Genomic DNA, 25,896 nt, shown 5'->3' on the forward strand with positions numbered 1-25,896 from the left:
GCCGAACGGTAAGCCCAACCGACGGCACATCTTTTGATTGGGCACTTAGAGAGAAGACCCCATGAACGCCCCGCTCCGTTTCAACGAAGCACTGCTGATCGCCGGCCATGCCTTTGAACCCTTTCAATGCGTAGCCTGGGCACTACAAGACGGTACTGGCGCACTTAGCCTGGCCGTAATCGACCGCACCGAAACCCGCATCGGGCGCACACTGATTTCCAGCAGCACCTACTCCGATCCAGAGCAACTGGAAGCCCTGCTGCTGCAAGCCCGCGCCGAATTGAATGGCGAAGGTTATCAACTTCAATCCTGGGCAATGCCCAAGTAAGTTAACGCAGCTACTGCGACATACCGTCGCTTCTTATATCGGCTGCAACTTGTTAAGACTATTAAACCCGTGGCGAGTGAGTTCACCCCTCGCCACGGGTTTTGCGTGCCTGAAACTTTCGTATCGCCCTTCTTTATATAGCAGCCATGCCATGATCACTTGATCTTCCAGTGAGCCTCGGGCACCTTGCGCACTTCTCGCCCCCAGGAGCACCCCATGTCCGGATCAATGGCCCAGGCCTTCGCCCATAACTTCCTTGGGCACTCGCCTCGTTGGTACAAGGCCTGCATTCTCGCGTTCCTGATCCTCAACCCCTTGGTGCTCTGGGTATTCGGCCCGGTGACCGCCGGCTGGCTCCTAGTGGCCCAGTTCATTTTCACCCTGGCCATGGCGCTGCACTGCTACCCGTTGATGCCCGGCGGGCTGTTGATGGTCGAGGCGCTGTTGCTGCGCATGACCACGCCCCAGGCGCTGTACGACGAGTTGCTGCATAACTTCCCGGTGATCCTGCTGCTGATGTTCATGGTGGCCGGTATTTACTTTATGAAGGACCTGCTGCTGTTCCTGTTTTCGCGCCTGCTGCTGGGCGTACGCTCCAAGGCGCTGCTGGGGCTGATGTTCTGCTTTTTGTCGGCCTTCCTGTCCGCCTTTCTCGATGCCTTGACGGTGACTGCGGTGATTATCAGTGCCGCGGTGGGCTTCTATTCGGTGTATCACCGCGTGGCATCGGGCAATGATCCGCGCCAGGACAGCCAGTACAGCGACGATCGCCATCTGCCCAGCTTGCACCACGCCGACCTTGAGCAATTTCGCGCCTTCCTGCGCAGCCTGTTGATGCACGGCGCCGTCGGTACCGCCCTGGGCGGTGTGTGTACCTTGGTAGGCGAGCCACAGAACCTGTTGATCGGCCATGAGATGGGCTGGAATTTCAGCCAGTTCTTCCAGCGGATTGCCCCGGTATCGCTGCCGGTGCTGGTAGCGGGCCTGGTCACCTGCGTGCTGCTGGAAAAACTGCGCTGGTTTGGCTACGGCACGCTACTGCCGGACAACGTGCGCCAGGTGCTGGCCGATTACGCCCGTGAAGACAACGCCGAACGCACCCCACGCCAGCGGGCAGCGCTGATTGTCCAGGGCCTGGCTGCACTGATCCTGATCGCCGGCCTGGCCTTTCATGTCGCCGAGGTTGGCTTGATCGGCCTGCTGGTGATCGTGCTGATCACCACCTTTACCGGGATTACCGAAGAACATCGCATCGGCAATGCCTTCAAGGACGCCCTGCCCTTTACCGCGTTGCTGGTGGTGTTTTTCGCGGTGGTCGCGGTGATTCATGATCAGCAGCTGTTTACCCCATTGATCCAATGGGTACTGGCACTGCCCGCCGAACAACAACCGGGCATGCTGTTTATTGCCAATGGCCTGTTATCCGCCATCAGCGACAACGTGTTCGTGGCGACGATCTATATCACCGAGGTCAAGCAGGCGTTTGTGTCCGGCCATATGAGCCGCGAGCATTTCGAGACCCTGGCCATTGCGATCAACACCGGGACCAACCTGCCCAGCGTGGCGACGCCCAATGGCCAGGCGGCATTCCTGTTTTTGCTGACGTCGGCGATTGCGCCGCTGATCCGCCTGTCCTACGGGCGCATGGTGTGGATGGCGCTGCCGTACACCGTGGTGATGGGCGTGCTGGGCTGGTATGCGGTCAGTTACTGGCTGTGAAGGATAAACCGCTCAATTGCATGGGCGGCGCCGTCCTCGATATTGCTGCCGGTGACCACATCGGCCTGACGCTTGACCGCCTCTTCGGCCTGGCCCATGGCAATCGATAACCCGGCCACCTGAAACATCGCCGGGTCATTGCCGCCATCGCCGATGGCCGCTGTGTGCTCCAGCGCCACGCCAAGATGAGCGGCCAGGGTTTTCAGGGCATCGCCCTTGTTGGCCTGCATCGCGGTGATATCGAGATACACCGGCTGCGAACGCGAGACCTGGGCCAGGCCTGCGACCTTGGGCTGCAGCTGCGCCTCCAGTTCAATCAACAACTGGGCATTGGCGCTGGCGGCGACGATCTTGTCGATCCGCCCCAGGACCGGCTCGAAACTCTTCACCACCACTGGCGCATAGCCCAAGCCATGCTGTTCCCGAGGCACCATGGGGCCCGCAGGGTCACGCAGCAGCCAGTCGCCATCGGCAAACACCCAGATTTCTACTTCGGGTTGATCGCCTAACAGCGCCAACGTGATCAACGCGGCTTCTTCTGGCAGATGGTGCGCGACCAGGATGCTGCCATCGGGGTTGACCAGGGTGCCGCCATTGAACCCGGCCGTGGGCACGTCGACGCCCAATGCTTCGATCTGCTGCAACATCGCCCTGGGCGGCCGCCCGGTGGCCAGGCTGAAAAACACCCCGGCCTCGCGCAGCGCGCGCACGGCGTCGATGGTGCGCTGGCTGAGGCTGTGATCGGGCAACAACAAGGTGCCGTCCATATCACTCAACAAAAAACGGATGGGTTGAATCGCGGCCTCACTCATCCGAGGCTATGCCAGGCGCGGCCATCGCGGGCCAGTAACTCATCTGCCGCCGCCGGGCCATCTTCGCCGGCCTTGTAGGCCTGGATCCCGTCGTCTTCCTTCCATGCATCGAGAAACGGCTGCACCGCACGCCAGCCGTTTTCAATGTTGTCCGCGCGCTGGAACAGCGTCTGGTCACCGGTCAGGCAGTCGTAGATCAGGGTTTCGTAGCCGGTGGACGGCTGCATCTCGAAGAAATCCTTGTAGGCAAAGCCCAGTTGGATGTTGGCCATGTCCAGGGTCGGCCCGGGCTTTTTCGCCAGCAGGTCGAACCACATGCCTTCATTGGGCTGGATCTGGATCTTCAGGTAGGTCGGCTTGAGTTCGTCGACGTCGGTGTCGCGAAACTGCGCATAGGGCGCCGGCTTGAAGCAGATGACGATTTCGGTGTCGCGCACGCTCATGCGCTTGCCGGTGCGCAGGTAGAACGGTACGCCGACCCAACGCCAGTTGTCGATCATCACCTTGAGGGCCACGAAGGTCTCGGTGCTGCTGTCCGGCGCCACATTGGCCTCTTGCCGATAGCCAGGCAGCGCCTTGCCGCCGATTTCGCCGGCGGTGTACTGGCCGCGTACCGAGTTGGCCCGCGCATCCTCCAGGGACCAGGGGCGCACCGCGCCAATCACCTTGGCCTTCTCGCCGCGTACCGCGTCGGCGCCAAAGGCAGCGGGTGGCTCCATGGCAATCATTGCCAACAGCTGGAACAGGTGGTTGGGCACCATATCGCGCAGGGTGCCCGTGTTCTCGAAGAAACTGCCCCGGGTTTCCACGCCGACCGTTTCGGCAGCGGTGATCTGCACGTGGTCAATGTAGTGGTTGTTCCAGAACGCTTCGAACAGCACGTTGGAAAAACGGCTGATCAGGATGTTCTGTACCGTTTCCTTGCCCAGGTAATGGTCAATGCGATAGATCTGCTTTTCGCTCATGACCTTGAGCAGGCAGGCGTTCAGCGCCTCGGCGGTGGCCAGGTCGGAGCCGAACGGCTTTTCGATCACCACGCGGCGGAAAGCCTCGGGGCTTTCCTCCAGCAGGTTGGCCCGGCCCAGGCGCTGCACCACTTCACTGAAGAAGCGCGGCGCGGTGGCCAGGTAGAACACCGCGTTGCCAGTGCCGCTGCCGGCGATTTTGCTGGCGATGTCGGCATAGGTGCCGTCGTCCAGGAAGTCGCCCTGCACGTAGCTGATGCCCTTGGCCAACTGGGCCCACAATTGTGGGTCCAGTGCATGTTCGGCATTGCCCTTGACCTTGCTCGCGGCTTCGGTGCGGATGAAGTCTTCGAGTTTCTTGGCGAAGTCGGCATCGCTGATAGCGTTGTGATCCACCCCGACAATCCGCAGGCCCTCGCCCAGCAGGCCATCGCGACTGAGGTTGTACAGCGCCGGCATCAGCAGGCGCTTGACCAGGTCGCCATGGGCGCCGAACAGGAACAAGGTAGTGGGTGGAGCGGGTTCGGCCTTGGGTTTCTTGCCGTTGACCGTCATTTTTTGGAAGTCTCCACATGGCCGCCGAAGCCAAAGCGCATGGCCGACAGCAGCTTGTCACCGTAGGTGCTTTGCTGGCGCGAACGGAACCGGGCGAACAACGAGTTGGACAGCACCGGTACCGGTACCGATTGCTCCATGGCCGCTTCGATGGTCCAGCGCCCTTCGCCGCTGTCGGCCACGGAACCGGAGTAACCGTCGAGCTTGGGGTCGGTCGCCAGGGCATCGGCCGTCAGGTCCAGCAACCAGGAGGATACGACGCTGCCACGGCGCCAGACTTCGGCGATATCGGCCACGTTCAGGTCAAAACGCTGTTCTGGCGGCAGGTTTTCCGAATTCTTGGTCTTGAGAATGTCAAAACCTTCGGCAAACGCCTGCATCATTCCGTACTCGATGCCGTTGTGGATCATCTTCACGAAGTGCCCGGAACCGGCTGGGCCGGCGTGGATATAGCCACGCTCGGCACGGTCGTCGGTGGCGGTACGGTCCTTGGTGCGCGGGATGTCGCCCAGGCCCGGGGCCAGGGTGGCGAAGATCGGGTCCAGGTGCTTGACGGTCTCGGCGTCGCCACCAATCATCATGCAGTAGCCACGCTCCAGGCCCCACACGCCACCGGAAGTGCCGACGTCGATGTAGTGCAGGCCCTTTTGCGCCAGGGCCTTGCCGCGACGTACGTCATCCTTGTAGAAGGTGTTGCCGCCGTCGATGATGACATCGCCGGGTTCCATCAATTGGCTCAGGTCGTTGATCGTGGTTTCAGTGGGTTCGCCCGCCGGCAACATGACCCAGACGGCCCGCGGCTTTTGCAGGCCGGCCACCAGGGCGGCCAGATCGGCAACGCCGGTCGCGCCCTCTTCACTCAAGCCTTTGACGAATGCTTCATTGCGGTCGTAGACCACGGTGGTATGCCCATTGAGCATCAAGCGGCGCGCAATATTCCCGCCCATGCGGCCTAGTCCAATAATCCCCAGTTGCATGTATTGATGCTCCCAACTACAAATAAAAAAATGTGTGACACAGTTTATAGCGCAATGACGAATTAGTCCGGCGCCAATCGCACTAGTTTCATCAGAAAAAGAGGCCATCGTTTCACCATCACCGCCTGAAAAGTCACAACGACCCTGAAAAATAAAAAAGTTCCCTTGAGCTGAAAAAGAAATCAGAATCGCCCCCTGACTCCTGCCGAGGGCCTCGACTCAAGCGCTCTGGCACCGCGACACACCGGCTATTTGCGAGGTAAGCAATGCGCACTGCACAGATGACACGCCCGCCACAGACCCTCTACGTCACCGTCCGCCGCGACGAGTTGCGCCAGCTGAAAGACGAACGTGAACAGTTGCAACAGGAAGTCATCCGTCTGCGCGCGCAGTTGCAGGCCCAGCTCGCGAATCAAGCCATCAGTTGCTGAGCCCTTGTAGGCGCTGGCCTGCCGGCGCCTTAAAGGATCGTTCCCTCAGATCCAACTCACGAAGTTTTCACCAGCCCTTCCCGATAATCCTCCGCCAGAACGCCGCCTCACGCATGGGCGGTGGTAATTATTGGGTTGGAGCGCTGCATGGCGATGTTCAAACGCAGCACGAAGTCTGCAAAAGGGTTTGATTGGGCCGGCTTTGGCTGGATGTTCCTGTTTTTCTGGTATTTCTCAGGCATTACCCAACTGCTGATCCAACTGACCGGCACTTCCGGTTTCAGTGGCTTCCGCCAGGCGTTCTTCATGAGCGCGCTGTGGTTGGCACCCATGCTGCTATTCCCACGTCGCGCCCGGCTGCTGGCCGGTTTGATCGGTGTTGTGTTGTGGGCCTGTTCCATGGCCAGCCTGGGCTATTTCTTTATTTACCAGCAGGAATTTTCCCAGAGCGTCATCTTCATCATGTTCGAGTCGAACATCTCTGAAGCCGGCGAGTACGCCACCCAGTATTTTGCCTGGTGGATCATACTGGCCTTCATTGCGCACACCGCCCTGGCCATCTTCCTCTGGACCCGCATACGCCCGGTCTACCTGCCCCGGGGCCGGGCGATGGTCGCAGCCACCGCCATAGTGCTGGCGATCGTCGGTTATCCGCTGGCCAAGCAGATCGCTACCAACGACACCCTGGAGCGGGCCATCGATGGTTTCGAAACCCGTGTCGAACCTGCAGTGCCATGGCAGATGATCGTCGCCTATCGTCGCTACAACCAGCAGTTGAACAACATGCAGGGCATGCTCGACAACGTCAGCAAGATCCCGCCCCTGAGCAACTTCAAGGACAGCATGGCCGGCCAACCGTCGACGCTTGTGTTGGTGATCGGCGAGTCCACCAACCGCCAGCGCATGAGCCTCTACGGCTATCCCCGCAAGACCACGCCGGAGCTGGACAAGCTGCGTGACCAACTGGACGTGTTCGACAACGTCATCACCCCGCGCCCCTATACCATCGAGGCGCTGCAACAGGTGCTGACCTTTGCCGACGAAGAGCATCCAGACCTGTACCTCAAGACCCCATCCATCGTCAGCATGATGAAACAGGCCGGCTACAAGACTTTCTGGATCACCAACCAGCAGACCATGACCAAGCGCAACACCATGCTCACGACGTTCTCCGAGCAGGCCGACGAGCAGGTGTACCTCAACAACAACCGCAACCAGAACGCCCGCCAGTACGATGGCGACGTGCTGGAGCCGTTCTCCAAGGCCCTCGCCGACAAGGCCGAGCGCAAGCTGATCGTGGTTCACCTGCTGGGCACCCACATGAGCTACCAGTACCGCTACCCGCCAAGCTTCGACACTTTTACCGACCGCCAGGGCGTGCCGGACGGCGTGCGTGACGACCAGTTGCCGACCTACAACAGCTATGACAATGCGGTGCGCTACAACGACTTCGTGGTGTCGAGCCTGATCAAGGATTACGCCAAGACCGACCCCAATGGGTTCCTGCTGTACCTGTCCGACCACGGCGAGGATGTGTTCGACTCGGCAGGCCACGACACCCTGGGCCGCAACGAGGGCAAGCCGACGGCGCCGATGTACACCATCCCCTTCATGACCTGGGCCTCGCCGAAGTGGCGCGCCACCCACGACTGGAATATGCAGGGTGATGTGCAACGTCCGTACAGCAGTTCGCAGTTGATTCACACCTGGGCTGACCTGGCCGGCTTGAGCTTCGACGAACTGGACCGCAGCCGCAGCCTGGTCAGTGATAGCTTCAAGCCACGGCCGTTGCTGATTGGCGATCCCTACCAGCGTCCGCAGAAGGCCTTGATCGACTTCAGTCTGATCAAGCCCAAGGCCAATACCGGCACCCAGAATGTGGTGCTGAAGTAAACGACCCCGCCCCTCACGTTAACTCTGGAGGGGCGTGACGTTAACCCGCACTTAATAAGCGTCCTACAAACTATTCCCATAAATCTGATCAGGGACGGTGCAGATACCGGTCACTTTTAATGGGAATACATGCGATGAAACTTTCCATCTTGATGCTCACCGGCCTGTTGGGCCTGACCTCGGCTGCGGCCTTCGCTGAAGGCGGCGGGGAACGCGTGAAGGAGCACTTCAACAACTTCAGCTTCGTCCAGAAGCAAATCCACGGCGATGCCGAACAGACCGCGGCTGCCGATGCCAAGGGCACTGAATCCGGATCGGCCGAACAGGCGCGGGACGCCGAGCAACCCAAGAGCTAACCCCACCCCCGATCATTCCCACGCAGAGCGTGGGAATGATCCGTTAGAGGACCTTGCTCCAGAACAGCATGCGGCCATGGGCCGGGTCGAAGATTGAGTCGTCGAACCCAAACTTGCGGTACGACGCCTGTGCCACGGCATTACCTTCCAACACTTCCAGGGTGATCTTGCAGCAACCACGCTGGCGGGCGATTTCCTCGACCTTTTGCAACATTTTCTGGCTCAGGCCCAGCCCCCGGAATGCTTCCTTGACGACCACGTCATGCACGTTGACCAGCGGCCGGCAGGCAAAGGTCGAGAACCCCTCGAAACAGTTCACCAACCCGGCCGGCTCCCCGCCGACAAAGGCCAGCACGCTGAACGCATGGGGGCGCTTGGCCAGTTCCGCCGGCAACTGTTGCAGCAGGTCGGCGGACAAGGCGTGGCCGCCGCCCATGGGGTCTTGTGCATAGTGGTTGAGCAACAGGCCAAGGGCCTCGGCGTGCACGGGGTTGCTGTAGCTGGCTTGCAGTACCAGTATTTCTGCGGCTTCCATTTCCTTCCTCGATAACTGCCCGGCAGGGATGAGCTCCCCGCAAAAGCTCGATTGTAAGCGCGGTGTAGGCGTTAGATGAAGGAGATTAACTACAAGTTGGCGCGGGAAAAAGCCAACAAGTAAACGCCAGTGAGCATGGGCAAATAGCCATCACCGACCAAAACGTTGCAACTGCATCTCTTGCAAACGACTGAGGGTGCGGCGGAATGCAAATTCCAGGTAACCCTCGGTGTATAGCTCAGCCAAGGGCACCTTGGCTTCGATGTACAGCGCCACCTTGCGGTCGTAGCACTCATCGACCAGGGCGATAAACCGCCGCACGCTGTCGTCGTGCACCGACAGCGCCGGCAACTCACGGTCGCCCGCCTCCACGCGCTGGGCGCCATCCTCGGTACCACGGGCAATCCGTCCAGGGCGTGTCGAGGCGCTCAAGCCGGGGACTTCGCCCAGTAAAATGGCACGATAGCGATCACACAACAGCATGAAATCCATGGCTGCCAACGGTTGCTCGCACAGGTCAGCGTAGCGGCACCACAGGATGTTTTCGCTGGACCGCACCGTGGCAATCACACGCGAGCCCACGTTCACTGGTGCACTGCTTAAGGCCTGGCCTTTGCTCAAATCCTCAAAGACCCTGGCCAACGCCTCGGGTTGATCCACCCAATAGCGCTGCACGGCCGTGCCCGGATGCAAACGGTGATCTTCACTGCCATCAACCGCCACCACCTGCATATGCGCCTGGATCGCCTCGATAGCCGGCACGAAGCGCTCGCGGTTGAACCCATCGGCGTACAACTGCCCTGGCGGCTGGTTGGACGTGCAGACCATCACCACCCCTTCGTCGAACATTACCTGGAACAGGCGCCCGAGGATGATTGCGTCGCCAATGTCATTGACGAACAGTTCGTCGAAACACAGTACCCGCACCTCGCGACTCAACTCGCGGGCCAGCGCCTGCAACGGGTCCGGGGTGCCGGTCAATTGGAACAGGCGTTGATGGACCCAGCCCATGAAGTGATGAAAGTGCTGGCGTCGCGCAGGCACCCGCAGGCTCTGGTGGAACTGATCCATCAGCCAGGTCTTGCCCCGCCCTACCGGCCCCCACAGATAAACCCCGGTGACCGGTGCGTCGGCGGCTTGGTGCAATGCCGCATGGCAGGCCTGCAACGCCTCAACCGCTCGGCGTTGCGCGTCGTCAGCCACAAAACCATCGGCCAGGGCCTGTTGGTAGGCAGCCAGCGGTGAGTCAGGCGTCATGCGAGGCTTTTACTGACCACCTCGAACACATCGCTGGACAGCTCGCCCGAACCGCGGATGCGCTCCAGTTCCGCCTTCATCAGCGCCTGGCGGGCGCTGTCGTATTTGCGCCAGCGGGTCAACGGCGCCAACTGCCGCGAGGCAATCTGCGGGTTGAAGGCATTCAGCTCGATGACCAGGTCCGCCAGGAAGCGATAGCCCGAGCCATCGGCCGCGTGGAAGTTGATCAGGTTCTGCCCGGCGAAGGCGCCGACCAGCGCGCGCACCTTGTTCGGGTTCTTGATATTGAACGCCGGGTGCTGCATCAGCGCCTTGACCCGCGCGAGCCCGCCCGGCAACACGCTGCCGGCCTGGACGCTGAACCATTGGTCCATGACCAGCGGGTTGTCCTTGAAGTTCTCGGCAAACACTTGCAGGGCCTTGGCCTTCTCGGCGTCGAACGGCGAGTTGACCAGCACCGCCAGTGCCGTCAGGCGTTCGGTCATGTTGTCACACGCGTCGAACTGCTCCAGGGTTGCGGCCAGCACTTCTGGCTTGCCGCTGAGCATCAAGTACGACAGCGCAATGTTCTGCAGGGCGCGGCGCGCGAAGTGCTCTGCCGAGGCCACGTAAGGCGTGTTGCGCGACAGGTCGCGGTTGGCCTGGTAGCGCAGCCACAAGCCTTCGAACAGCTGGTCGGCCAACTGCTGGCGCGCAAACTCGCGGGCGGCGTGGATCGCGTCGACGTCAGCCACTTCGCTGATTTCGGTCAGGTAGGCCTCGCCCGGCAACGACAACATTTCCGCGACCATGGCCTGGTCCAGGCTTTCATCGCTCAACACGCTACGCAGTGCGTTGACCAACCGTTGATCGAGCACCAGGGCCCGGCCCTGCTGGTGTTGGCCGATCAGGTCCTGCAACACCTGCACCGCCAGTTGCTGGCCCGCCTCCCAGCGATTGAAACCGTCACTGTCGTGCTGCATCAGGAACATCAACTGGTCACGGCTGTAGGGGAAGCTCAGCTTCACCGGCGCCGAGAAGCCGCGCAACAGTGACGGCAACGGCTGTTCGGCGATATCGACGAAGGTGAACGTCTGCTCGGCTTCAGTCACCGACAATACCCGCGAGGTGCCCTGCGCAGCGGCTTCACCGGCCAGACGCAACGGTAGGTCGACGCCCTTGGCATCCAGCAGGCCCAGGGCCACGGGAATCACGAACGGCAGTTTTTCCACGTTGTCCGGGGTTTGCGGGCAGCTTTGGCGCAAGGTCAGGCTGTAGGTTTTGGCGCCAGCGTCGTAGGACTCGCTCACCACCAGGCGTGGGGTGCCGGCCTGGCTGTACCAGCGCTTGAACTGGGTCAGGTCGGCGCCGTTGGCATCTTCCATGGCCTTGATGAAGTCGTCGCAGGTCACGGCCTGGCCGTCGTGGCGCTCAAAGTACAGGTCGCTGCCTTTGCGGAAACCCTCGGCACCGAGCAAGGTGTGGATCATGCCGACTACTTCCGAACCCTTTTCGTACACGGTCAGGGTGTAGAAGTTGGAAATCTCGATAAAGCTGTCCGGGCGCACGGCGTGGGCCATCGGCCCTGCATCTTCAGCGAATTGGTGAGTGCGCAGGTAGGCCACATCCTGGATACGCTTGACGGTGGCCGAGTTCATGTCGGCGGAGAAGTGCGAATCGCGGAATACCGTGAAACCTTCCTTGAGCGACAGCTGGAACCAGTCGCGGCAGGTCACGCGGTTGCCCGACCAGTTGTGGAAGTATTCGTGGGCGACGATGGCTTCTACCCGCTGGTGCGCGGCGTCGGTCGCGGTTTCGGCGCGGGCCAGCACGGCGCTGGAGTTGAAGATGTTCAGGCCCTTGTTTTCCATGGCACCCATGTTGAAATCGTTGACCGCGACGATCATGAAGATATCCAGGTCGTATTCGCGACCGTAGACCTCTTCATCCCAGCGCATGGACTTCTTCAGGCTGTTCATGGCGTGCTGGCACTTGTCGATGTTTTCCGGCTCGACATAGATGCGCAGAGCGACGGTGCGCTGGCTCATGGTGGTGAAGGTGTCTTCGACGCACCACAGGTCGCCGGCCACCAGGGCGAACAGGTAGGCCGGTTTCTTGAACGGGTCTTCCCAGGTCGCCCAGTGCCGGCCGTCTTCGCCGGGGCCGCTGGCAATCGGGTTGCCGTTGGACAGCAACACCGGATAGCTGTGTTGCTCGGCGATCACGGTGGTGGTGAACGTGCTCATCACGTCCGGGCGGTCCAGGTAGTAGGTGATCTTGCGAAAACCTTCGGCCTCGCATTGGGTGCAGAACATGCCGCCGGACTTGTACAAGCCTTCCAGGGCGGTGTTGGTTTGCGGGTGGATGCGCACGCTGGTGTCGACCGTGAAGCGCTCGCTGGTCGGTTGCAACGTCAGGTGGCTGTCGCTCAACTGGTAGTCGGCGGCGCTCAGTTCCTGGTCACCCAGGGCCACGCTCAGCAGTTCCAACTGCTGGCCATCGAGTACCAGCGGCGGCAGGCCGGTGCCGCGCTCGGGATTGCGGCGCATCACCAGCTGCGCGTGGACCAGGCTATGGTCCTCGAACAACTCGAAGGTCAGGTGGGTCTCGTCGATCAGGTACTCGGGCGCCTGATAGTCCTTCAGGTAAATCATCTTCGGTTGTTCGGTGCGCATGCGTGAAATCCTTCTACTGATGCACGGCGAGCTGGTAAGCCGTGTATTTACGAATATTGATAACGCCGGTATCGAAGATCAGGTATTGGCCCTTGATCCCCAACAGCGTGCCTTCGGCAATCGGGTTCTTATCCAGGTTGAAGCTGACGATCTTGGTTGGATATTGCTCCACCGGGTAGCGGATTTCGAGGGGCTCGATATCGGTTACCGGTTGGATGGCCTGCAGGCCGAAGCGTTCCTGCAATTGCAGCAGGCCGTCGGCGCAGGAGACGAACAGCTCGTCGCGAACCTGCGCAAGGTCTACCGCTGCCGCGTCACCCTTGAGCAAGGCGCGCCAGTTGGTCTTGTCGGCGACCTGGCTGCGCAGCACATCTTCGACAAAGCCCGATTGCTGGCGCGTGGCCACGCGCATGATCGGCAATGCCTGGCTCGCGCCCTGGTCCAGCCAGCGCGTGGGCAGTTGGGTGGCGCGGGTGATGCCGACCTTGATCCCCGACGAGTTCGCCAGGTACACCACATGGTCGGTCATGCAGAATTTTTCGCCCCAGGCCGGATCGCGGCAGGTGCCGGCATCGAAATGGCAGCGCTCGGGGCTCATGATGCACAGGTCGCACTGGGCCAGCTTGGTCATGCACGGGTAGCAATAGCCCTGGCTGAAGCTGGTCTTGGTCTTGCGCCCGCAGTGAGTGCAGTGGATCGCACCGAGGTATTCCAGGCGCACATGAGTGCCAATCAACGGGTTGACCGGCACCTCGGTGTCGCCCAGGCGAAAAGCGTATTGAACGGTCGGCGAACCCAGTTGCGCCGACATCTTGCTGACTGCACCACGGCCAATCTCAATCAATGGATGGCATCCGACTTGAACAGGATGTTTTCCACCGGGGTCGACTTCGATTGGCATTCCTGCGGGCCCATGTAGCCGGTGCGCTGGTCTTCCGGCAGGTTTTGCAGCTCCCAGGCGATCATCGCCTGCAACGACAGCTCACGCTGTTCGGCGGTGAGCTTGCGGCCATCGGACCATTTGCCGATTTCCACGGCGAGCTTGAGGCTCTGGTAGATATCCGGGGTGATGTTTTCGATCATTTCAGCAAAAGAGGACATAAGACTCTTCCTTTAAATAATGGGCAGAGATTCAAGCGTTACGTTTATGGCGGCTGTACAACCCGCCGAGCAAACCGGTGATGCAACCCGCCACCAGGCCGCCGACATGGGCCGCGTTGGCGATTTCGCCGAAGCCGATCATCGAGACCAGGCCCGACAGGCACAGCACCAGCCACACCAGCATCATCACCAGCACGCCACGCGGCAGGCGATACGCCGGGTTGGGCGCGAGCATCTGGTAGATCCAGCAATGGCCGAGCAAGCCGTACAACACGCCAGACAAGCCGCCGAACAGGCCCGGGCCGCCAAAGGTGTATTGCGCGTAGTTGGAGGCCAGGCTGAACAGCAACGTCAGGCCCAGCAGGTTGATACTGCCTTGGCGCGCCTCGATCCGCCGCCCCAGTTCCCAGTACCACATGCCATTCATCGCCAGGTGGAGGATGCCGAAATGGATCAGCATCGGCGTCACCAACCGCCACCACTGCCCCGCCGCCAGGCTGTCGGCCAGGGGCGTGAAGTACAGGTATTCACCGGCCACGTGGAAATTCAGGAACGTCAGCCAGCTCATGGCTTGCAGGTTGTCGCCAAGCATCGTGACCGCACCGACGATCAGGCTCAGCAGCAACACACCCGCGGTCAGTGGGCTGTGGCGCAACTGCTGGAGAAAACCGGCGCGCTTGGCTACCGGTTCCTGGGGAATATCCAGCTGCTGGTGCGGATCGCCGGCAGGGAAACGTTGATACAGGCTGCGCACGTCTTCGCTGATCGCGTCCGGCACCCAGAGCACCTGCTCGCCGGCCTCTTCGCTGACGCGATGGGGCACCTGCATGCGCTGCAACAGTTTGACGAATCCAGCCAGGTCAACCGTCAGCGGCAAGCGTAAAACGGCCACGTTACTCATGAAGCACCTCAGGGCGCTCGACATCGACCCATACGAACTTGTTGGGGTCCAGGCAGGTTTCCTGATCCAGGCGATACGCCACCAGCTTGCCGTAGAGCACTGCGCTGTAGTCCAGGCAGGCCAGGTTCGGGCGGATCGGCGCCGGTTTGCCGCTGCGCCAGTAGTGGCCGACAAACAGCAGCGGCTCATCCACGCCATAGCGCAGCAGGGAGTTTTTCTCGGTCGAGGACAACGGCGTACGGGCCACCGGGTCGGGCAAGGCATCGGGCTGGAACACAATGTCGCCGTAGGTCTTCGGGTCGTCTTCCCAGAACTTGGTGCGAAAGAACGAACGGGTCAGGCCATCGCCACCGGTCAGCGTCAGGCCGTCCGGCAGGCGCATATCGGTGCCGCGCAGCAGGCGATCGAAGGCATTGCAGGCAAAGCTGCCCGGCACCGCCGCCGCCTGCAGGAAATGCTCGTCGATACAGCCGTCGGGGAACTGCCCGCGCAGCGGTTCGATCAGCCCCGCATCCCAGCAGGCGTGCACCACGCGAAAACGCCCGGCATCGACAAACAACGGCATGTCGTAGAACCAGCCGAGGAAGTCATGCCAGTCGCCGGGGTGGTGTTCGAACTGGGTCAGGGTCTCGTGGATCAGCCGCGCGTGGCGTGGCGAATGTTCACGCACGTACTGCTTGCCACTGCCGGGCGGCGCCAGGGTGCTCCAGCCCAGGGCGTTGAACTCATGGTTGCCCATGATGCACAGCGCCTGGCCGGCTTCGGCCATGTCGTGGACGATATGCAGTGCCTCGCGGATGCGCGGGCCACGGTCGATGATATCGCCGAGGAACACCGCCATGCGGGAGGGATGGCGCCAGGTGCCGCCCTGCTTGTGGTAACCCATCTGGTCGAGCAGGTGCTCAAGGGTATGAGCGCAACCGTGCACGTCACCAATCAGGTCGTAGCTACGCGCGGGATCGAGCATCAGTCGCCTCCACCCCCCAAGCGGCTGCCCCAGCCCAGCTTAGTGCGGCACACTTCGTAGTAGTTGTGATCCAGCGGGTGGATCAACCGCAGCTTCTGCGCTTTTTTGCTCACGGTGATGGTGTCACCGGGGGCGCAGGTGAAGTGGTTCTGCCCGTCACAGGAGACTTGCGGGTAGATCTGCATGTCTTTGGAGACCACGATTTTCAGCTCACTGTTGCCATCGACCACAATCGGCCGGCTCGACAACATATGGGGGTACATCGGCACGATCACAATGGCATCGAGCTTGGGATGCATGATCGGCCCGCCGGCCGACAGCGCATAGGCCGTGGAACCGGTGGGCGTGGCGACGATCAGGCCGTCGGCCTTCTGGCTGCAAACGAACTGGCCGTCGATGTACAGCTCGAACTCGATCATCCGCGTCGACTTGCCGGGGTGCAGCACCACATCGTTGAGGGCATCGCCCTGGCCGATGGCTTCGCCATGGCGGCGCACTTCGGCTTGCAGCAGGAAGCGGTTTTCTACCAGGTAGTGGCCGTCCAGCACCTTGGCCACTTCGACTTCCAGGTCGTCAGGGCGGATATCGGTAAGGAACCCCAGGCTGCCCCGGTTGATCCCCAGCACCGGCACGTTATGCCGCGCCAGGGCCCGGGCGGCGCCCAGCAGGCTGCCGTCGCCGCCGACCACGATCACCATATCGCAGACTTCACCGAGCATCTTGCGCGATGAGGTCTGCAGGCCGTGGCCCGGCAGAATCTCGGCGATGGTGTCTTCGAGGATCACATGCAGGTGGCGCTCAAGCAGAAACTTTTTCAGCCGGCGGACCGTGTCCAGAACCTGGGTACTGCCCAGGCGACCGATGATGCCGATATTGCGAAATTGCTCCATGGGGCTCCTGCAGGGTTTGGGTCTGGCAAAAAGAACGATTATGGGCGAAAGGCCGCATTAGACAAAATCCTTTGTCGCCACGGGGCCCAGACGACAACGGTTCTCAACACCCGCCACGGTCCCGCAGCGAGTAGGAAACAGCTATGCTCGGACCATGAATCCGTTTCCCGACCTGCAGTACCTGCCCCGTCAATTGCGTCATCCCGAAGTGCGGGACCTGGCGTGGGTGATCCTCGCCCCGCCGATGCTGGAACAAACACCCTGGCCGCAACGCCATCCCCTGGCCGGCAGCGATTGGGTGCAGCAACCCGCGGCACTGGAACAATGGCTGCGGCAACTGGACCAGGACAGCAGCCGCCTGCTGCACTGGCTGAGCCTGGCACGTACCCGGCGCCTGGGCCTGTATTACGAACGCCTGTGGCAATTTGCCGTGCAACACGCGCCCGGCGTGGAATTGCTCGCGGCCAACCTGCCTATCCGCCAGGCCGGCCATACCCTGGGGGAGCTGGACATGCTGCTGCGCGACCGTGACGGCGTGCATCATCTGGAACTGGCGATCAAGCTCTACCTGGGCCCGCAAGAGGGCGACGGCCGTGATACCGCGCAATGGCTAGGCCCCGGTTGTCACGACCGCCTGGACCGCAAGCTGGCCCATCTGGCCGACCATCAACTGCCCATCTCGGCGAGCGCGCAAAGCCGGCAGATGCTGGCAGCCCTGGATATTAGGGATTTCACCGCCCATCTGTGGCTCGGCGGCTACCTGCTGTACCCCTGGCCCGGCGAGGCCGAACCGCCCCTCGGCGCCCATCCACAGCATCTGCGTGGGAGCTGGTTGCATCAGCGCGATTGGCTGGCTTTTATCAATGCCAGCCCGCCGGGCCGCTGGCAACCCCTGCCCCGCCATGCCTGGCTCGCGCCGGCGCATTACCCGGCAGGGGAAATCTGGAGTGAGGAGCAGATGCAGCGCTGGCTGGCCGACCTTGATCCGATGGCGCCGGCGCAACTGTTGGTGCGCATGATGCACAACGGTGGGGATTGGCAGGAAGCGGAGCGGCTGTTTCTGGTGGCGGATCTTTGGCCGAATGTACCGGGGACCACCTAAGCCCCACGGCACCATACTCAACGGGCTCAAGTGTCATTTGAGCTGAGAAATATCTGTTGCGGCAACTTGAAGCCTCTCAACTTGAGCACCGCCAGTGGTCCCGCATCCAATTCCGTGCGCAGGTGCCAGGTCAGGCTCAAGCCATCCGGCGCCTTGAGCAGCAGGCGATAGCGGCTGTGATTGTCGTCCAACGGCGTGACCTGGGCGTTTCCCAGCCAGCGGATCAGGTCCCAGGTATCAGAGTAGTCGCCGAACAGACGCTCGCCGGCATGCACGCTGGTCCAGCTCAGGCTCACGCCCGGATAGTCGCTGTGGCCCGGCCAGTGGAAGCGCTGCCAACTTTCCTTCTGGTTGAAATACTGGTGCCGGTCGCCGTTGAGGATGAAGGTGGTCGGCACCACATCGCGCACCGCTTTGCCTTGCAGCTCGAAACTCAGCCCCATGCCGCCGTCGGTGTAGAGCACATCGGCGAGGTCGCTGAGCTGGTTGATGGCGCTGAGAAACGCCGGGTTGAAACGTAACTCTTGGCGATGACGTAGGTCCACAACCCACTGACTGCCCTCCTTGCGCAACACGCCGCTCAATTGCCGCTTTAGAAACTGCTCGATGCGCCAAGCGGGGTTGGCGGCCAGGTGCTAGCCATAGAACTGCCAAAGCGTGGGTGACAGGGTTTGCCAGAGGCCTGGCACAACACCAGGGCGGAGGATTCGACGTTGGCCAGGGTTTTGACCAGCAGATCAGCGTCGGCTTTGTCCGGACGGGCCAGCATCAGGTGGGCCTTGAGCTGGTCGTAGGTCTGCCGGGCGCGTTCAGCGCGCTCGGAATGGTCCGGTTGCAGCTTGACCAGCGCGTTGAGTTGCTGACGAAGATCGGCGGTGGTTGGATCGCGAATCAGACGCTTGCTTTAATAGCCTTAGTAACGCCTGCTCAAGAGTGTCATCCGCATCGCCTGCTATCCGGCTGTGACGCGACACAGTTTGACCTTTCCTGGACGGCTGGGCCGTGATCGCCTTGACCTCGCCGCGCAAGGAACCGAGTAGTGTCGTTACCGACGCATCCAGTTCGCTCAAAGCTGTGTGTAGACTTACACCCAGTACCTGCAGCACACGCCGACCGCACCAAATTTTTTGGATTAAATCCTCTTCACGTGCCTTATCCCACCCATCAGCGACCTGCTGTTGAACGAAATACAGCAACACACGCCCGAAGCTCAGTAAGCACCAACACAAGAGCGGCTACACCAAAGCCATGCCCCAGAAATTCGCGGGATGCTCCCGTAACGATTGAGTACCGAACAAAAACGTCCTAAACACCAAGCAGCAAAAGCAGCAGTGGCAGTAGGCCTAACCAAAGCCAACCCCTAGGCTGCGAAGGTCGTGGCGACGGTGCTGGGACTTGATCCAATCTGACCGGCATTACTAACTCGCACTCACTTGAGGCAAAGAAGAAATCAAGGTGCAGCCACACGCGCAACGATGCCCATGAAACGCGACCGGAATGCCGTGGTCGTGAAACGCTGGATGGCCCTCGGCAATCTCCGTTCGACCATGGCCGGGGATCAGACAGTCCACCGGGTCGGGCACCAATGCCTCTGAAATTCATGACAGTGGATCCTGATAGAACAGTGTCGCCGCCAGTTGTTTTGTCACCTATGCGGATAATGTTTTTCATGTTTAATCTCTCTCACGAAGCAATTAAATTACTTACCTTGCGCAGGAGCCACATCTGTCAAACACATTTAAAACCTAAGAGCAATCATCGTTATACGCTTTTAAACATATTACTTGGCGCATACCATTACGAGCCGAAAACAGCCACCAAACTAACCTCACAGAGCCTACAAATCATTGTCTTTCCGAAAAAGCTATTGACTTACATTGCATCCATTTTTGGACCCTTTTTACTTTTGTGACAAATGAAACTTTGCACCAACCTGCCATGGATTGCTCCAGTGCTACCTCATCACCCTTAATCAAGTACACTCTGCTCGGCTCCTGTATCACGGGCTCAGTATCAGAACCATATAAAAACGACTTTTCTTTAACCACACCGCTAATGGGCACAAGCATTCCTGCCACCTCAAACAAAATTGATCGCACAGCTTTACTGACTGAAATCTTATCCTTATAAGGGTATACGTAAGATAACTCCCCAACATTATCTTTCATATCTCCACCCATATCAAAAAAACCTGACCGCAACTCGTCTCTAACTAAAGCGCCGCCTTCAAAAACAAACACACTCACAGCATAAACATCACTTATAACATCCCATGCTCTCGGCGCTTCCACACTGTGTATTACAAAAAACATTTCTTCGCTCGCTGCACTCACAAAAATAGCGAAGGCATCATTGATTTTTCCTTTTGTTCCTGCGTATGGAAACTCATACACCAGCCTTGATTTTTCAGATTTGGATAATGAGTAAATTGCGATACCATCAGGATCGCGTGACAACTGCCCCTCCTCCGTAGGAGTCTTTGTAAAAACGAAGCATACTGTTGAACCATTAAAATCCATAGGTTGATAAGCTTGCCCGCCCCCAAGATCATCGCATGTGCGGCCAAACACCGCAGCCGGCAAAACTAAAACACAGAGAATCATAAAAGTTAGTAACTTAAACATTTTTAGTACACTCAGTTTCAAAGTGATGAAAGAAAATAGGTGTAATATCTCGTTTGTATTGTTGCCGCTCAGGCAAACCCGCCAATCCGACATTAATAGGTCGCGTCACAGCAATTACGGCAGCGTTCTCAGACAGAGAAGTATCTTCGGCAATTAACGCAATATTTTTTCCTTGCCAAAACCATAGAGCAGTCTCTATAGCTACCGCAAAGTCGCTCTCTAAAAGTTCCGACATTACATCAATTTTAAGCCCCGTTTCTTTGGCGCACTTTTTGTACGTCTCATAATGAGTAAGATGTATCAATCCTCGACCTCTAAAATCCTTTCCTGGCTGTTCGGTGCTTCCGTAGCAGTGCACACCATATGCAGCATCGTTCCCCAGCAAATTCTCATCTATCCACTTTAACTTCTCCTCTTTACTGACAAATCTGAGTCCCACCCTAGAGAAACCTGCATTGATTACCGTCGGAGAAAGCTTATAAAGCTTATCAGCTGTGTAGGTTCTTCTTGAGTAATTCAGCGACTCTCGAAAACTCACAACCCCCCCCTGTCTCCTTCTTTGCTTGAGCCAATAAATGTGTGATTTGGACGCAACTATTTACACCATATTTATTGAACATACTCCTGGAAGCGCCCACCATTGCACTAATGAATTCAGGGTTGACAGCATTGCCGCATATATCCTCAAAAAATCCTCTCGTTAAATTGATCATGGCGCCGCATTTTTTGCAATTCAGAACCCCCTGCACACTAATAAATAAGTGATTAACTAATCCCACCGGATGCAAGTGATAAACCCGGCCATCCACCGGCAACCCCACTTCCGGTGCCACCTCATTCCACCAACTGATCTCCTTGATCCGCTCCTTCTCCGCCACCCAGTTCAAAAGTGGAGTCGAGCCGCTATGCCCCAGTACATCGTCCAGTGCATCCCACTTGTAAGGTTCGTGGCGCCACTCGCTTTCGTAGTGGATGACCAGTTGCGACAACGACTGCGCGTGCGCCGGTAAAGCAATTGCTGCCTGTAACTCTTCAGCCGTCACCACTCCATCACGGTCTCGATCGATGATGTCGTACAGGCGATTCTTCATTCGTCCTTCATCAGACTTATCGGCCAAGTTACCGTAGCGTTCGAGTTGCTCCTGACTGAAACGGCCTACGGCCCGAAAAAAGGACGCCAGGGTTTGCCGAGGGGAGTCATAGTTGAAGACGACGTCGTAGCCCTCCCACGACCATGGACCGAACCACGGTGTAACGCCCACTTCTTCACGCACCCAACCATCGAGTAACACACCGTTCTCGTCGTGGAATAGCCCATCAAGCCGATACCAGTTGCAGGCGCTTCGATCTGGCGCTGCGGTGACTACGATTTTTTTGTCTGCCGGCAGGCCATCAATCAGGCTTTTGGGCACCCGCAGATCAGCATCACTGGGCGTGCCGGCAGCGCTGAGTGTGGGTGGTTGTGTGGCGTTGAAACGCTCCTGATGCGTCACCACTGCGGTGCCCTTGGAGAATTTCAGCCAGGTCTTGCTGGCGGCGGGCAGTCGATGGGTCCAGGCACGGCTTGCCTCGATAAATGGCTCCACGTGGTCGGCACTGAACACTTCCAGGTGCAGCTTCTTTTCCGGGTGCTCGGCATTGCCGCCTTGATACTCACCAATGTGTCCGATCAAATCGCCCGCCTTGATCGGGATGGGCTGATCGAGCACCACGATGCGGTCGGCTAGCGGTTCCGGGGCGCCTTCCAGCGAGTTGAAATGAACGTATTGATTAACACGCTCCAACTTGCGGAACGGACCTTCACCGCTCACGGTAACTTCCGTGCCGTCGGGTAACTCCATAAGGACGGAGCTGCTGGTGTTGGCTTCTGCGCGGACGCGCAGTGAAGGCGTCGCTTTGACCCGATACTCATCTCCGACGACGGGGACCAGATAATCAACCGAAAGGAAACCGAGCAGTGAGCCGTCGGCTTTTTTCAGCACATCTGGCCCGTTAGTGCTTTCCAGCTTGCGGTATTCACCCTCCCCACTGACGGTCACTTCGGAATCCTTTCAAAAACTCCAGACTCATCAAACCGCGTCTACAATACGCACCACTAAAAAGCGCCAGCACCAACCGCTCCTGCAACACGAGGCAAAAACTTAGCCATTTCACACCATCAATTAGAATTAATACGCTCAATCACTCTTAACGGAATTAACCTTTCCTTTCCAGCCTCCCCCATCAAACTAACATATTGCTTATAATATACCCTCGACTGTTCTTTGTCGGACGACCATAATACATCAGCAATATTTAACTTGAGAACAACTCTACCAGGAGCAACTGCCTCTACCCTTTTCAATATTTCATACGCCATCACTTCCTCACCAGCGAACGCCAACGCGTAGCCAATATCATTGTACGCAACTACAGTAGATCTGCCGACAGGAGAATCCACAAGCAACTGCTGGATTCGCTCACCCCCAAGATAGGCCTTTATTGCATCTACATCTGCATCACTCAGGCGATCTCGAACAACACTACTTGCCAGAGATATAGAGTCCATCGACTTTCCAGCCTCAAGCTCAAGCATTTTCACACTGGCAATTTTACGCTTTGAGTACCAAAAGTGGCTTCTAACTCCACCCTCTAAACGCCCTTCATAACCGGACAAATTTCTGGAGAATTCCGCCTGCCTTACTATTAAGCCTGGATTTCCCTGAGTATAAACGAAAGTCTCATATTGGGTCCCCTCAATACCAACACCAGAATGCTGAACGTTCCAAGCACAAGTAAATAGAAAATAACTTTCCTTTCCTTTTACAGCATAAGCATCAACTAGCGCAGCTTCCCCACCCTCAGGCTCGCACACATCGGGAATATGGTACTGCACTCCATTTTTACCTGACAGGCGGCCTTTTATAGTTCGGCCACGCTCGCCATCCATCGACACGAACTCAACTGTCTGGGCATCATGGAAGCTTGGATTTAAAGAATAGCTCCCACCTTCAGCACAAATTGACGCCGAACATCCAAACAGCACGAATAAAAAAAGCTTACCCATTAAGAATTCAGCTCCAACTCAACCATGCTCCGCAACTCATTAAAAAGAGAAACACGTTCCTCCAACCCAATCACACCCCCATTCACTCGTCTCGAAACATCTGCAACATGCTCAGCAATTCTTTCTTCAGTTCTCAATACGTACGAACGCTCAATCACATCATTCATTCCACTCATGCTCCACCAGACAAAAGCTGACTCAACCCCATACTTCAAATCGGTGACTATTAAATCTGGGTTATCCAGAAAATCTCTAGGATCGGAAGGGTCTTTTTGATTATGTATACGAGAATACTCACGATAATTGTTTTTTCCAGTCAACTGAATAATTCCTCGTCCGCGATATTTATATCCTTCTTGGCTTGCCTCATCTCCATTACCATTCCTATTGGCATAAACATAACTTCCTAAATTAGTTGGATTATTGGCATACATGCCTGAATCACTCCAAAGTTTAGGGCGAAGTCTCGGCAAAGAAACACACTCATCCTTTGAATCATCGTAGCCGGCTTGATTATTTCGACAGCCAAAAATTTTCCTCATGCGAACTGGTGTATAGCTCAAGTTTTCTTCCCGCACCTTAAACCCACTTTCGTGACCAACCTGCGCCAACAGATGCGAAACTCTAAGAGGAGTATTAACACTATATAATTTTGCATATTTATTTAAGATAGGCAATATTGCATCACAATAAGAGTCTTCTATAGTAGATCTCGCTTTTTTTAGCATGGCACGGGTTATTAGTTGACGTTCAGAGGCTGCAGCAAAGTAACTAAGCATGCCTATCGGATGCAGATGATAAACCTGGCCGTGTTTCGGCAATCCAACTCCCTCCGCCACCTCATTCCACCAACTGATCTCCTTGATCCGCTCCTTCTCCGCCACCCAGTTCAAAAGTGGAGTCGAGCCGCTATGCCCCAGTACATCGTCCAGTGCATCCCACTTGTAAGGTTCGTGGCGCCACTCGCTTTCGTAGTGGATGACCAGTTGCGACAACGACTGCGCGTGCGCCGGTAAAGCAATTGCTGCCTGTAACTCTTCAGCCGTCACCACTCCATCACGGTCTCGATCAATGATGTCGTACAGGCGATTCTTCATTCGTCCTTCATCAGACTTATCGGCCAAGTTACCGTAGCGTTCGAGTTGCTCCTGACTGAAACGGCCTACGGCCCGAAAAAAGGACGCCAGGGTTTGCCGAGGGGAGTCATAGTTGAAGACGACGTCGTAGCCCTCCCACGACCATGGACTGAACCACGGTGTAACGCCCACTTCTTCACGCACCCAACCATCGAGTAACACACCGTTCTCGTCGTGGAATAGCCCATCAAGCCGATACCAGTTGCAGGCGCTTCGATCTGGCGCTGCGGTGACTACGATTTTTTTGTCTGCCGGCAGGCCATCAATCAGGCTTTTGGGCACCCGCAGATCAGCATCACTGGGCGTGCTGGCAGCGCTGAGTGTGGGTGGTTGTGTGGCGTTGAAACGATCCTGATGCGTCACCACTGCGGTGCCCTTGGAGAATTTCAGCCAGGTCTTGCTGGCGGCGGGCAGTCTCTGGGCCCAGGCACGGCTTGCCTCGATAAATGGCTCCACGTGGTCGGCACTGAACACTTCCAGGTGCAGCTTCTTTTCCGGGTGCTCGGCATTGCCGCTTTGATACTCGCCAATGTGTCCGATCAAATCGCCCGCCTTGATCGGGAAGGGCTGATCGAGCACCACGATGCGGTCAGCTAGCGGTTCCGGGGCGCCTTCCAGCGAGTTGAAATGAACGTATTGATTAACACGCTCCAACTTGCGGAACGGACCTTCACCGCTCACGGTAACTTCCGTGCCGTCGGGTAACTCCATAAGGACGGCGCTGCTGGTGTTGGCTTCTGCGCGGACGCGCAGTGAAGACGTCGCTTTGACCCGATACTCATCTCCGACGACGGGGACCAGATAATCAACCGAAAGGAAACCGAGCAGTGAGCCGTCGGCTTTTTTCAGTATATCTGGCCCGTTAGTGCTTTCCAGCTTGCGGTATTCACCCTCCCCGCTGACGGTCACTTCTGCGCCCTGTGGCAGCAGCGCCAATACCTTGCCGACCCGCGCCTGGTTACGCACATTCAGGCCACGTTGCTCAGGAGGACCTGTGCGTACATCACTAACCGTCATCTTGACCCGCCGAGTCTGCCCCTCGGGCCAAAATGCCGGACGGAGGATGGAAGGGTCATTCCGATAAACCGCCCAGTCCTGCAAGTGCATATACAGGCTATAAAAGATTAGGCTCGGCGGTACGTCGGGGCTCCCTTCAATCTGGGGTGCTTGGAGGCGATGGCGGACCAGCACAAAGTTACGTGAAAATGGCTTGGGTACACACAGTTCTTCAGTGAAGTAAGTGGTGGTCGGCGAGCGTTCATCGATGCGGTAGGCCACCACGTCGCCGTCGGCCAGGCAATGCACGCTGGATTGATCCAAGGTACCGGCCGTGCCGCCGTCGAAATGCACCCCGCCGTGCCACAGGCCATTGCGGCCCAATGGGTAGTAGCCCGTAGCGGCCTTGGCCATTTGGGTTAATTGAAGCAGTGAGTTGCTTTTGCCCTTAAAGGGATGGCACCAATTTTTCAACGGTTGCAGTGTATTGGCATTTGTTTGCGTTAACGCGGGAGCCTCTTCCAACGGTATCTGCGGCGCTGCTGAAGTCAATGCAACCGGCACATAAACCTGCGCCTTGCGGCCAGGGTTTAGAAGGTTAAAAAACACAGAGAACAAGTTAGCCATGATGTGATTCGCTCCTGGTTCGCA

At 58.1% G+C, this 25,896-nt stretch carries 24 protein-coding genes and 1 pseudogene; 6 read left to right on the top strand and 19 right to left on the bottom strand.

Going from position 1 to position 25,896, the window contains the following annotated elements:
• The first annotated feature begins 61 nt into the window (after positions 1-61).
• Positions 62-328, top strand: a complete 267-nt coding sequence (locus ACO77H_RS14980; protein ID WP_169951918.1) for a hypothetical protein — start codon at positions 62-64, stop codon at positions 326-328.
• A 216-nt stretch (positions 329-544) separates the two neighbouring features.
• Positions 545-2,047 carry a sodium/proton antiporter NhaB gene (gene nhaB / locus ACO77H_RS14985; RefSeq protein WP_432754179.1) on the top strand — a complete coding sequence of 501 codons (1,503 nt, stop codon included), beginning with the start codon at positions 545-547 and terminating at the stop codon, positions 2,045-2,047.
• On the opposite strand, the gene ACO77H_RS14990 is transcribed toward nhaB, so the two are convergent.
• Genes ACO77H_RS14990 through gnd form a run of 3 tightly spaced genes read right to left on the bottom strand, consistent with a single transcriptional unit; the run spans position 2,035 to position 5,356 of the window.
• A complete protein-coding gene (locus ACO77H_RS14990) occupies positions 2,035-2,859 on the bottom strand; it encodes an HAD family hydrolase (RefSeq protein WP_432754180.1) in 825 nt (274 codons plus the stop codon). The two genes, nhaB and ACO77H_RS14990, sit on opposite strands and share 13 nt — an antisense overlap.
• Positions 2,856-4,379 carry a glucose-6-phosphate dehydrogenase gene (gene zwf, locus ACO77H_RS14995; protein WP_432754181.1) on the bottom strand — a complete coding sequence of 508 codons (1,524 nt, stop codon included), beginning with the start codon at positions 4,377-4,379 and terminating at the stop codon, positions 2,856-2,858. Before zwf ends, ACO77H_RS14990 begins: the two co-directional genes overlap by 4 nt.
• Complete coding sequence (gene gnd, locus ACO77H_RS15000; RefSeq protein WP_169951938.1) at positions 4,376-5,356, bottom strand: phosphogluconate dehydrogenase (NAD(+)-dependent, decarboxylating); 981 nt, start codon at positions 5,354-5,356, stop codon at positions 4,376-4,378. The genes zwf and gnd overlap by 4 nt, the downstream gene beginning before the upstream one ends.
• Positions 5,357-5,637: 281 nt before the next feature.
• Between gnd and ACO77H_RS15005 the strand changes: the two genes are divergently transcribed.
• The 3 genes from ACO77H_RS15005 (at position 5,638) to ACO77H_RS15015 (ending at position 8,036) form a co-directional block, all read left to right on the top strand.
• Positions 5,638-5,787: a DUF6026 family protein gene (locus ACO77H_RS15005; protein ID WP_222931746.1), complete on the top strand. Its 150-nt coding sequence runs from the start codon at positions 5,638-5,640 to the stop codon at positions 5,785-5,787.
• Between the two features lie 147 nt (positions 5,788-5,934).
• A complete protein-coding gene (locus ACO77H_RS15010; protein ID WP_432754182.1) occupies positions 5,935-7,680 on the top strand; it encodes a phosphoethanolamine transferase CptA in 1,746 nt (581 codons plus the stop codon).
• A gap of 134 nt (positions 7,681-7,814) precedes the next feature.
• Positions 7,815-8,036 carry a hypothetical protein gene (locus ACO77H_RS15015; RefSeq protein WP_169951942.1) on the top strand — a complete coding sequence of 74 codons (222 nt, stop codon included), beginning with the start codon at positions 7,815-7,817 and terminating at the stop codon, positions 8,034-8,036.
• A gap of 43 nt (positions 8,037-8,079) precedes the next feature.
• On the opposite strand, the gene ACO77H_RS15020 is transcribed toward ACO77H_RS15015, so the two are convergent.
• From ACO77H_RS15020 to ACO77H_RS15055, 8 genes are all read right to left on the bottom strand, one after another.
• A complete protein-coding gene (locus tag ACO77H_RS15020) occupies positions 8,080-8,571 on the bottom strand; it encodes a GNAT family N-acetyltransferase (protein WP_169951944.1) in 492 nt (163 codons plus the stop codon).
• 150 nt (positions 8,572-8,721) lie between these two features.
• Entirely contained in the window at positions 8,722-9,828 is a 1,107-nt protein-coding gene (gene zapE, locus ACO77H_RS15025) for a cell division protein ZapE (RefSeq protein WP_169951945.1), read from the bottom strand.
• Complete coding sequence (pepN, locus tag ACO77H_RS15030; protein WP_432754183.1) at positions 9,825-12,482, bottom strand: aminopeptidase N; 2,658 nt, start codon at positions 12,480-12,482, stop codon at positions 9,825-9,827. Before pepN ends, zapE begins: the two co-directional genes overlap by 4 nt.
• A 13-nt stretch (positions 12,483-12,495) precedes the next feature.
• Entirely contained in the window at positions 12,496-13,326 is an 831-nt protein-coding gene (locus ACO77H_RS15035) for a DUF2797 domain-containing protein (RefSeq protein WP_178123663.1), read from the bottom strand.
• Positions 13,323-13,583, bottom strand: a complete 261-nt coding sequence (locus ACO77H_RS15040) for a YeaC family protein (protein WP_029291449.1) — start codon at positions 13,581-13,583, stop codon at positions 13,323-13,325. Before ACO77H_RS15040 ends, ACO77H_RS15035 begins: the two co-directional genes overlap by 4 nt.
• Positions 13,584-13,614: 31 nt before the next feature.
• Entirely contained in the window at positions 13,615-14,484 is an 870-nt protein-coding gene (locus ACO77H_RS15045; protein WP_169951949.1) for a rhomboid family intramembrane serine protease, read from the bottom strand.
• Positions 14,477-15,454: a metallophosphoesterase gene (locus tag ACO77H_RS15050; protein WP_169951983.1), complete on the bottom strand. Its 978-nt coding sequence runs from the start codon at positions 15,452-15,454 to the stop codon at positions 14,477-14,479. The genes ACO77H_RS15045 and ACO77H_RS15050 overlap by 8 nt, the downstream gene beginning before the upstream one ends.
• Positions 15,451-16,341 (bottom strand): NAD(+) kinase, encoded by an 891-nt coding sequence (locus ACO77H_RS15055; protein ID WP_010210870.1) that lies wholly within the window; start codon positions 16,339-16,341, stop codon positions 15,451-15,453. The genes ACO77H_RS15050 and ACO77H_RS15055 overlap by 4 nt, the downstream gene beginning before the upstream one ends.
• A 154-nt stretch (positions 16,342-16,495) precedes the next feature.
• Between ACO77H_RS15055 and ACO77H_RS15060 the strand changes: the two genes are divergently transcribed.
• Positions 16,496-17,443, top strand: coding sequence for a DUF1853 family protein (locus tag ACO77H_RS15060; RefSeq protein ID WP_432754184.1), 948 nt, complete (start codon positions 16,496-16,498; stop codon positions 17,441-17,443).
• Between the two features lie 26 nt (positions 17,444-17,469).
• On the opposite strand, the pseudogene ACO77H_RS15065 reads toward ACO77H_RS15060, so the two are convergent.
• The 8 genes and pseudogenes from ACO77H_RS15065 to ACO77H_RS15100 all read right to left on the bottom strand — a co-directional run.
• Positions 17,470-18,054, bottom strand: a pseudogene (locus ACO77H_RS15065) (type VI secretion IcmF C-terminal domain-containing protein); the annotation flags it as partial.
• Positions 18,036-18,212, bottom strand: coding sequence for a hypothetical protein (locus ACO77H_RS15070; RefSeq protein ID WP_262380984.1), 177 nt, complete (start codon positions 18,210-18,212; stop codon positions 18,036-18,038). The pseudogene ACO77H_RS15065 and the gene ACO77H_RS15070, both read right to left, overlap by 19 nt.
• 649 nt (positions 18,213-18,861) lie before the next feature.
• A complete protein-coding gene (locus tag ACO77H_RS15075; RefSeq protein WP_346343077.1) occupies positions 18,862-19,026 on the bottom strand; it encodes a PAAR domain-containing protein in 165 nt (54 codons plus the stop codon).
• Between the two features lie 261 nt (positions 19,027-19,287).
• Positions 19,288-20,067, bottom strand: coding sequence for a hypothetical protein (locus tag ACO77H_RS15080; RefSeq protein ID WP_432754185.1), 780 nt, complete (start codon positions 20,065-20,067; stop codon positions 19,288-19,290).
• Positions 20,060-20,605 carry a glycoside hydrolase family 19 protein gene (locus ACO77H_RS15085; protein ID WP_432754186.1) on the bottom strand — a complete coding sequence of 182 codons (546 nt, stop codon included), beginning with the start codon at positions 20,603-20,605 and terminating at the stop codon, positions 20,060-20,062. The genes ACO77H_RS15080 and ACO77H_RS15085 overlap by 8 nt, the downstream gene beginning before the upstream one ends.
• Positions 20,556-22,106: a hypothetical protein gene (locus tag ACO77H_RS15090; protein WP_432754187.1), complete on the bottom strand. Its 1,551-nt coding sequence runs from the start codon at positions 22,104-22,106 to the stop codon at positions 20,556-20,558. Before ACO77H_RS15090 ends, ACO77H_RS15085 begins: the two co-directional genes overlap by 50 nt.
• A 119-nt stretch (positions 22,107-22,225) precedes the next feature.
• Positions 22,226-23,113: a tetratricopeptide repeat protein gene (locus tag ACO77H_RS15095; protein ID WP_169957405.1), complete on the bottom strand. Its 888-nt coding sequence runs from the start codon at positions 23,111-23,113 to the stop codon at positions 22,226-22,228.
• The gene (locus ACO77H_RS15100) at positions 23,113-25,872 is read right to left on the bottom strand and encodes a hypothetical protein (RefSeq protein ID WP_432754188.1); all 2,760 of its coding nucleotides are present in this window, start codon (positions 25,870-25,872) and stop codon (positions 23,113-23,115) included. The genes ACO77H_RS15095 and ACO77H_RS15100 overlap by 1 nt, the downstream gene beginning before the upstream one ends.
• Positions 25,873-25,896 lie beyond the last annotated feature (24 nt).

Source organism: Pseudomonas sp. WMBT8, assembly GCF_050916005.1.
Classification (GTDB): domain Bacteria; phylum Pseudomonadota; class Gammaproteobacteria; order Pseudomonadales; family Pseudomonadaceae; genus Aquipseudomonas.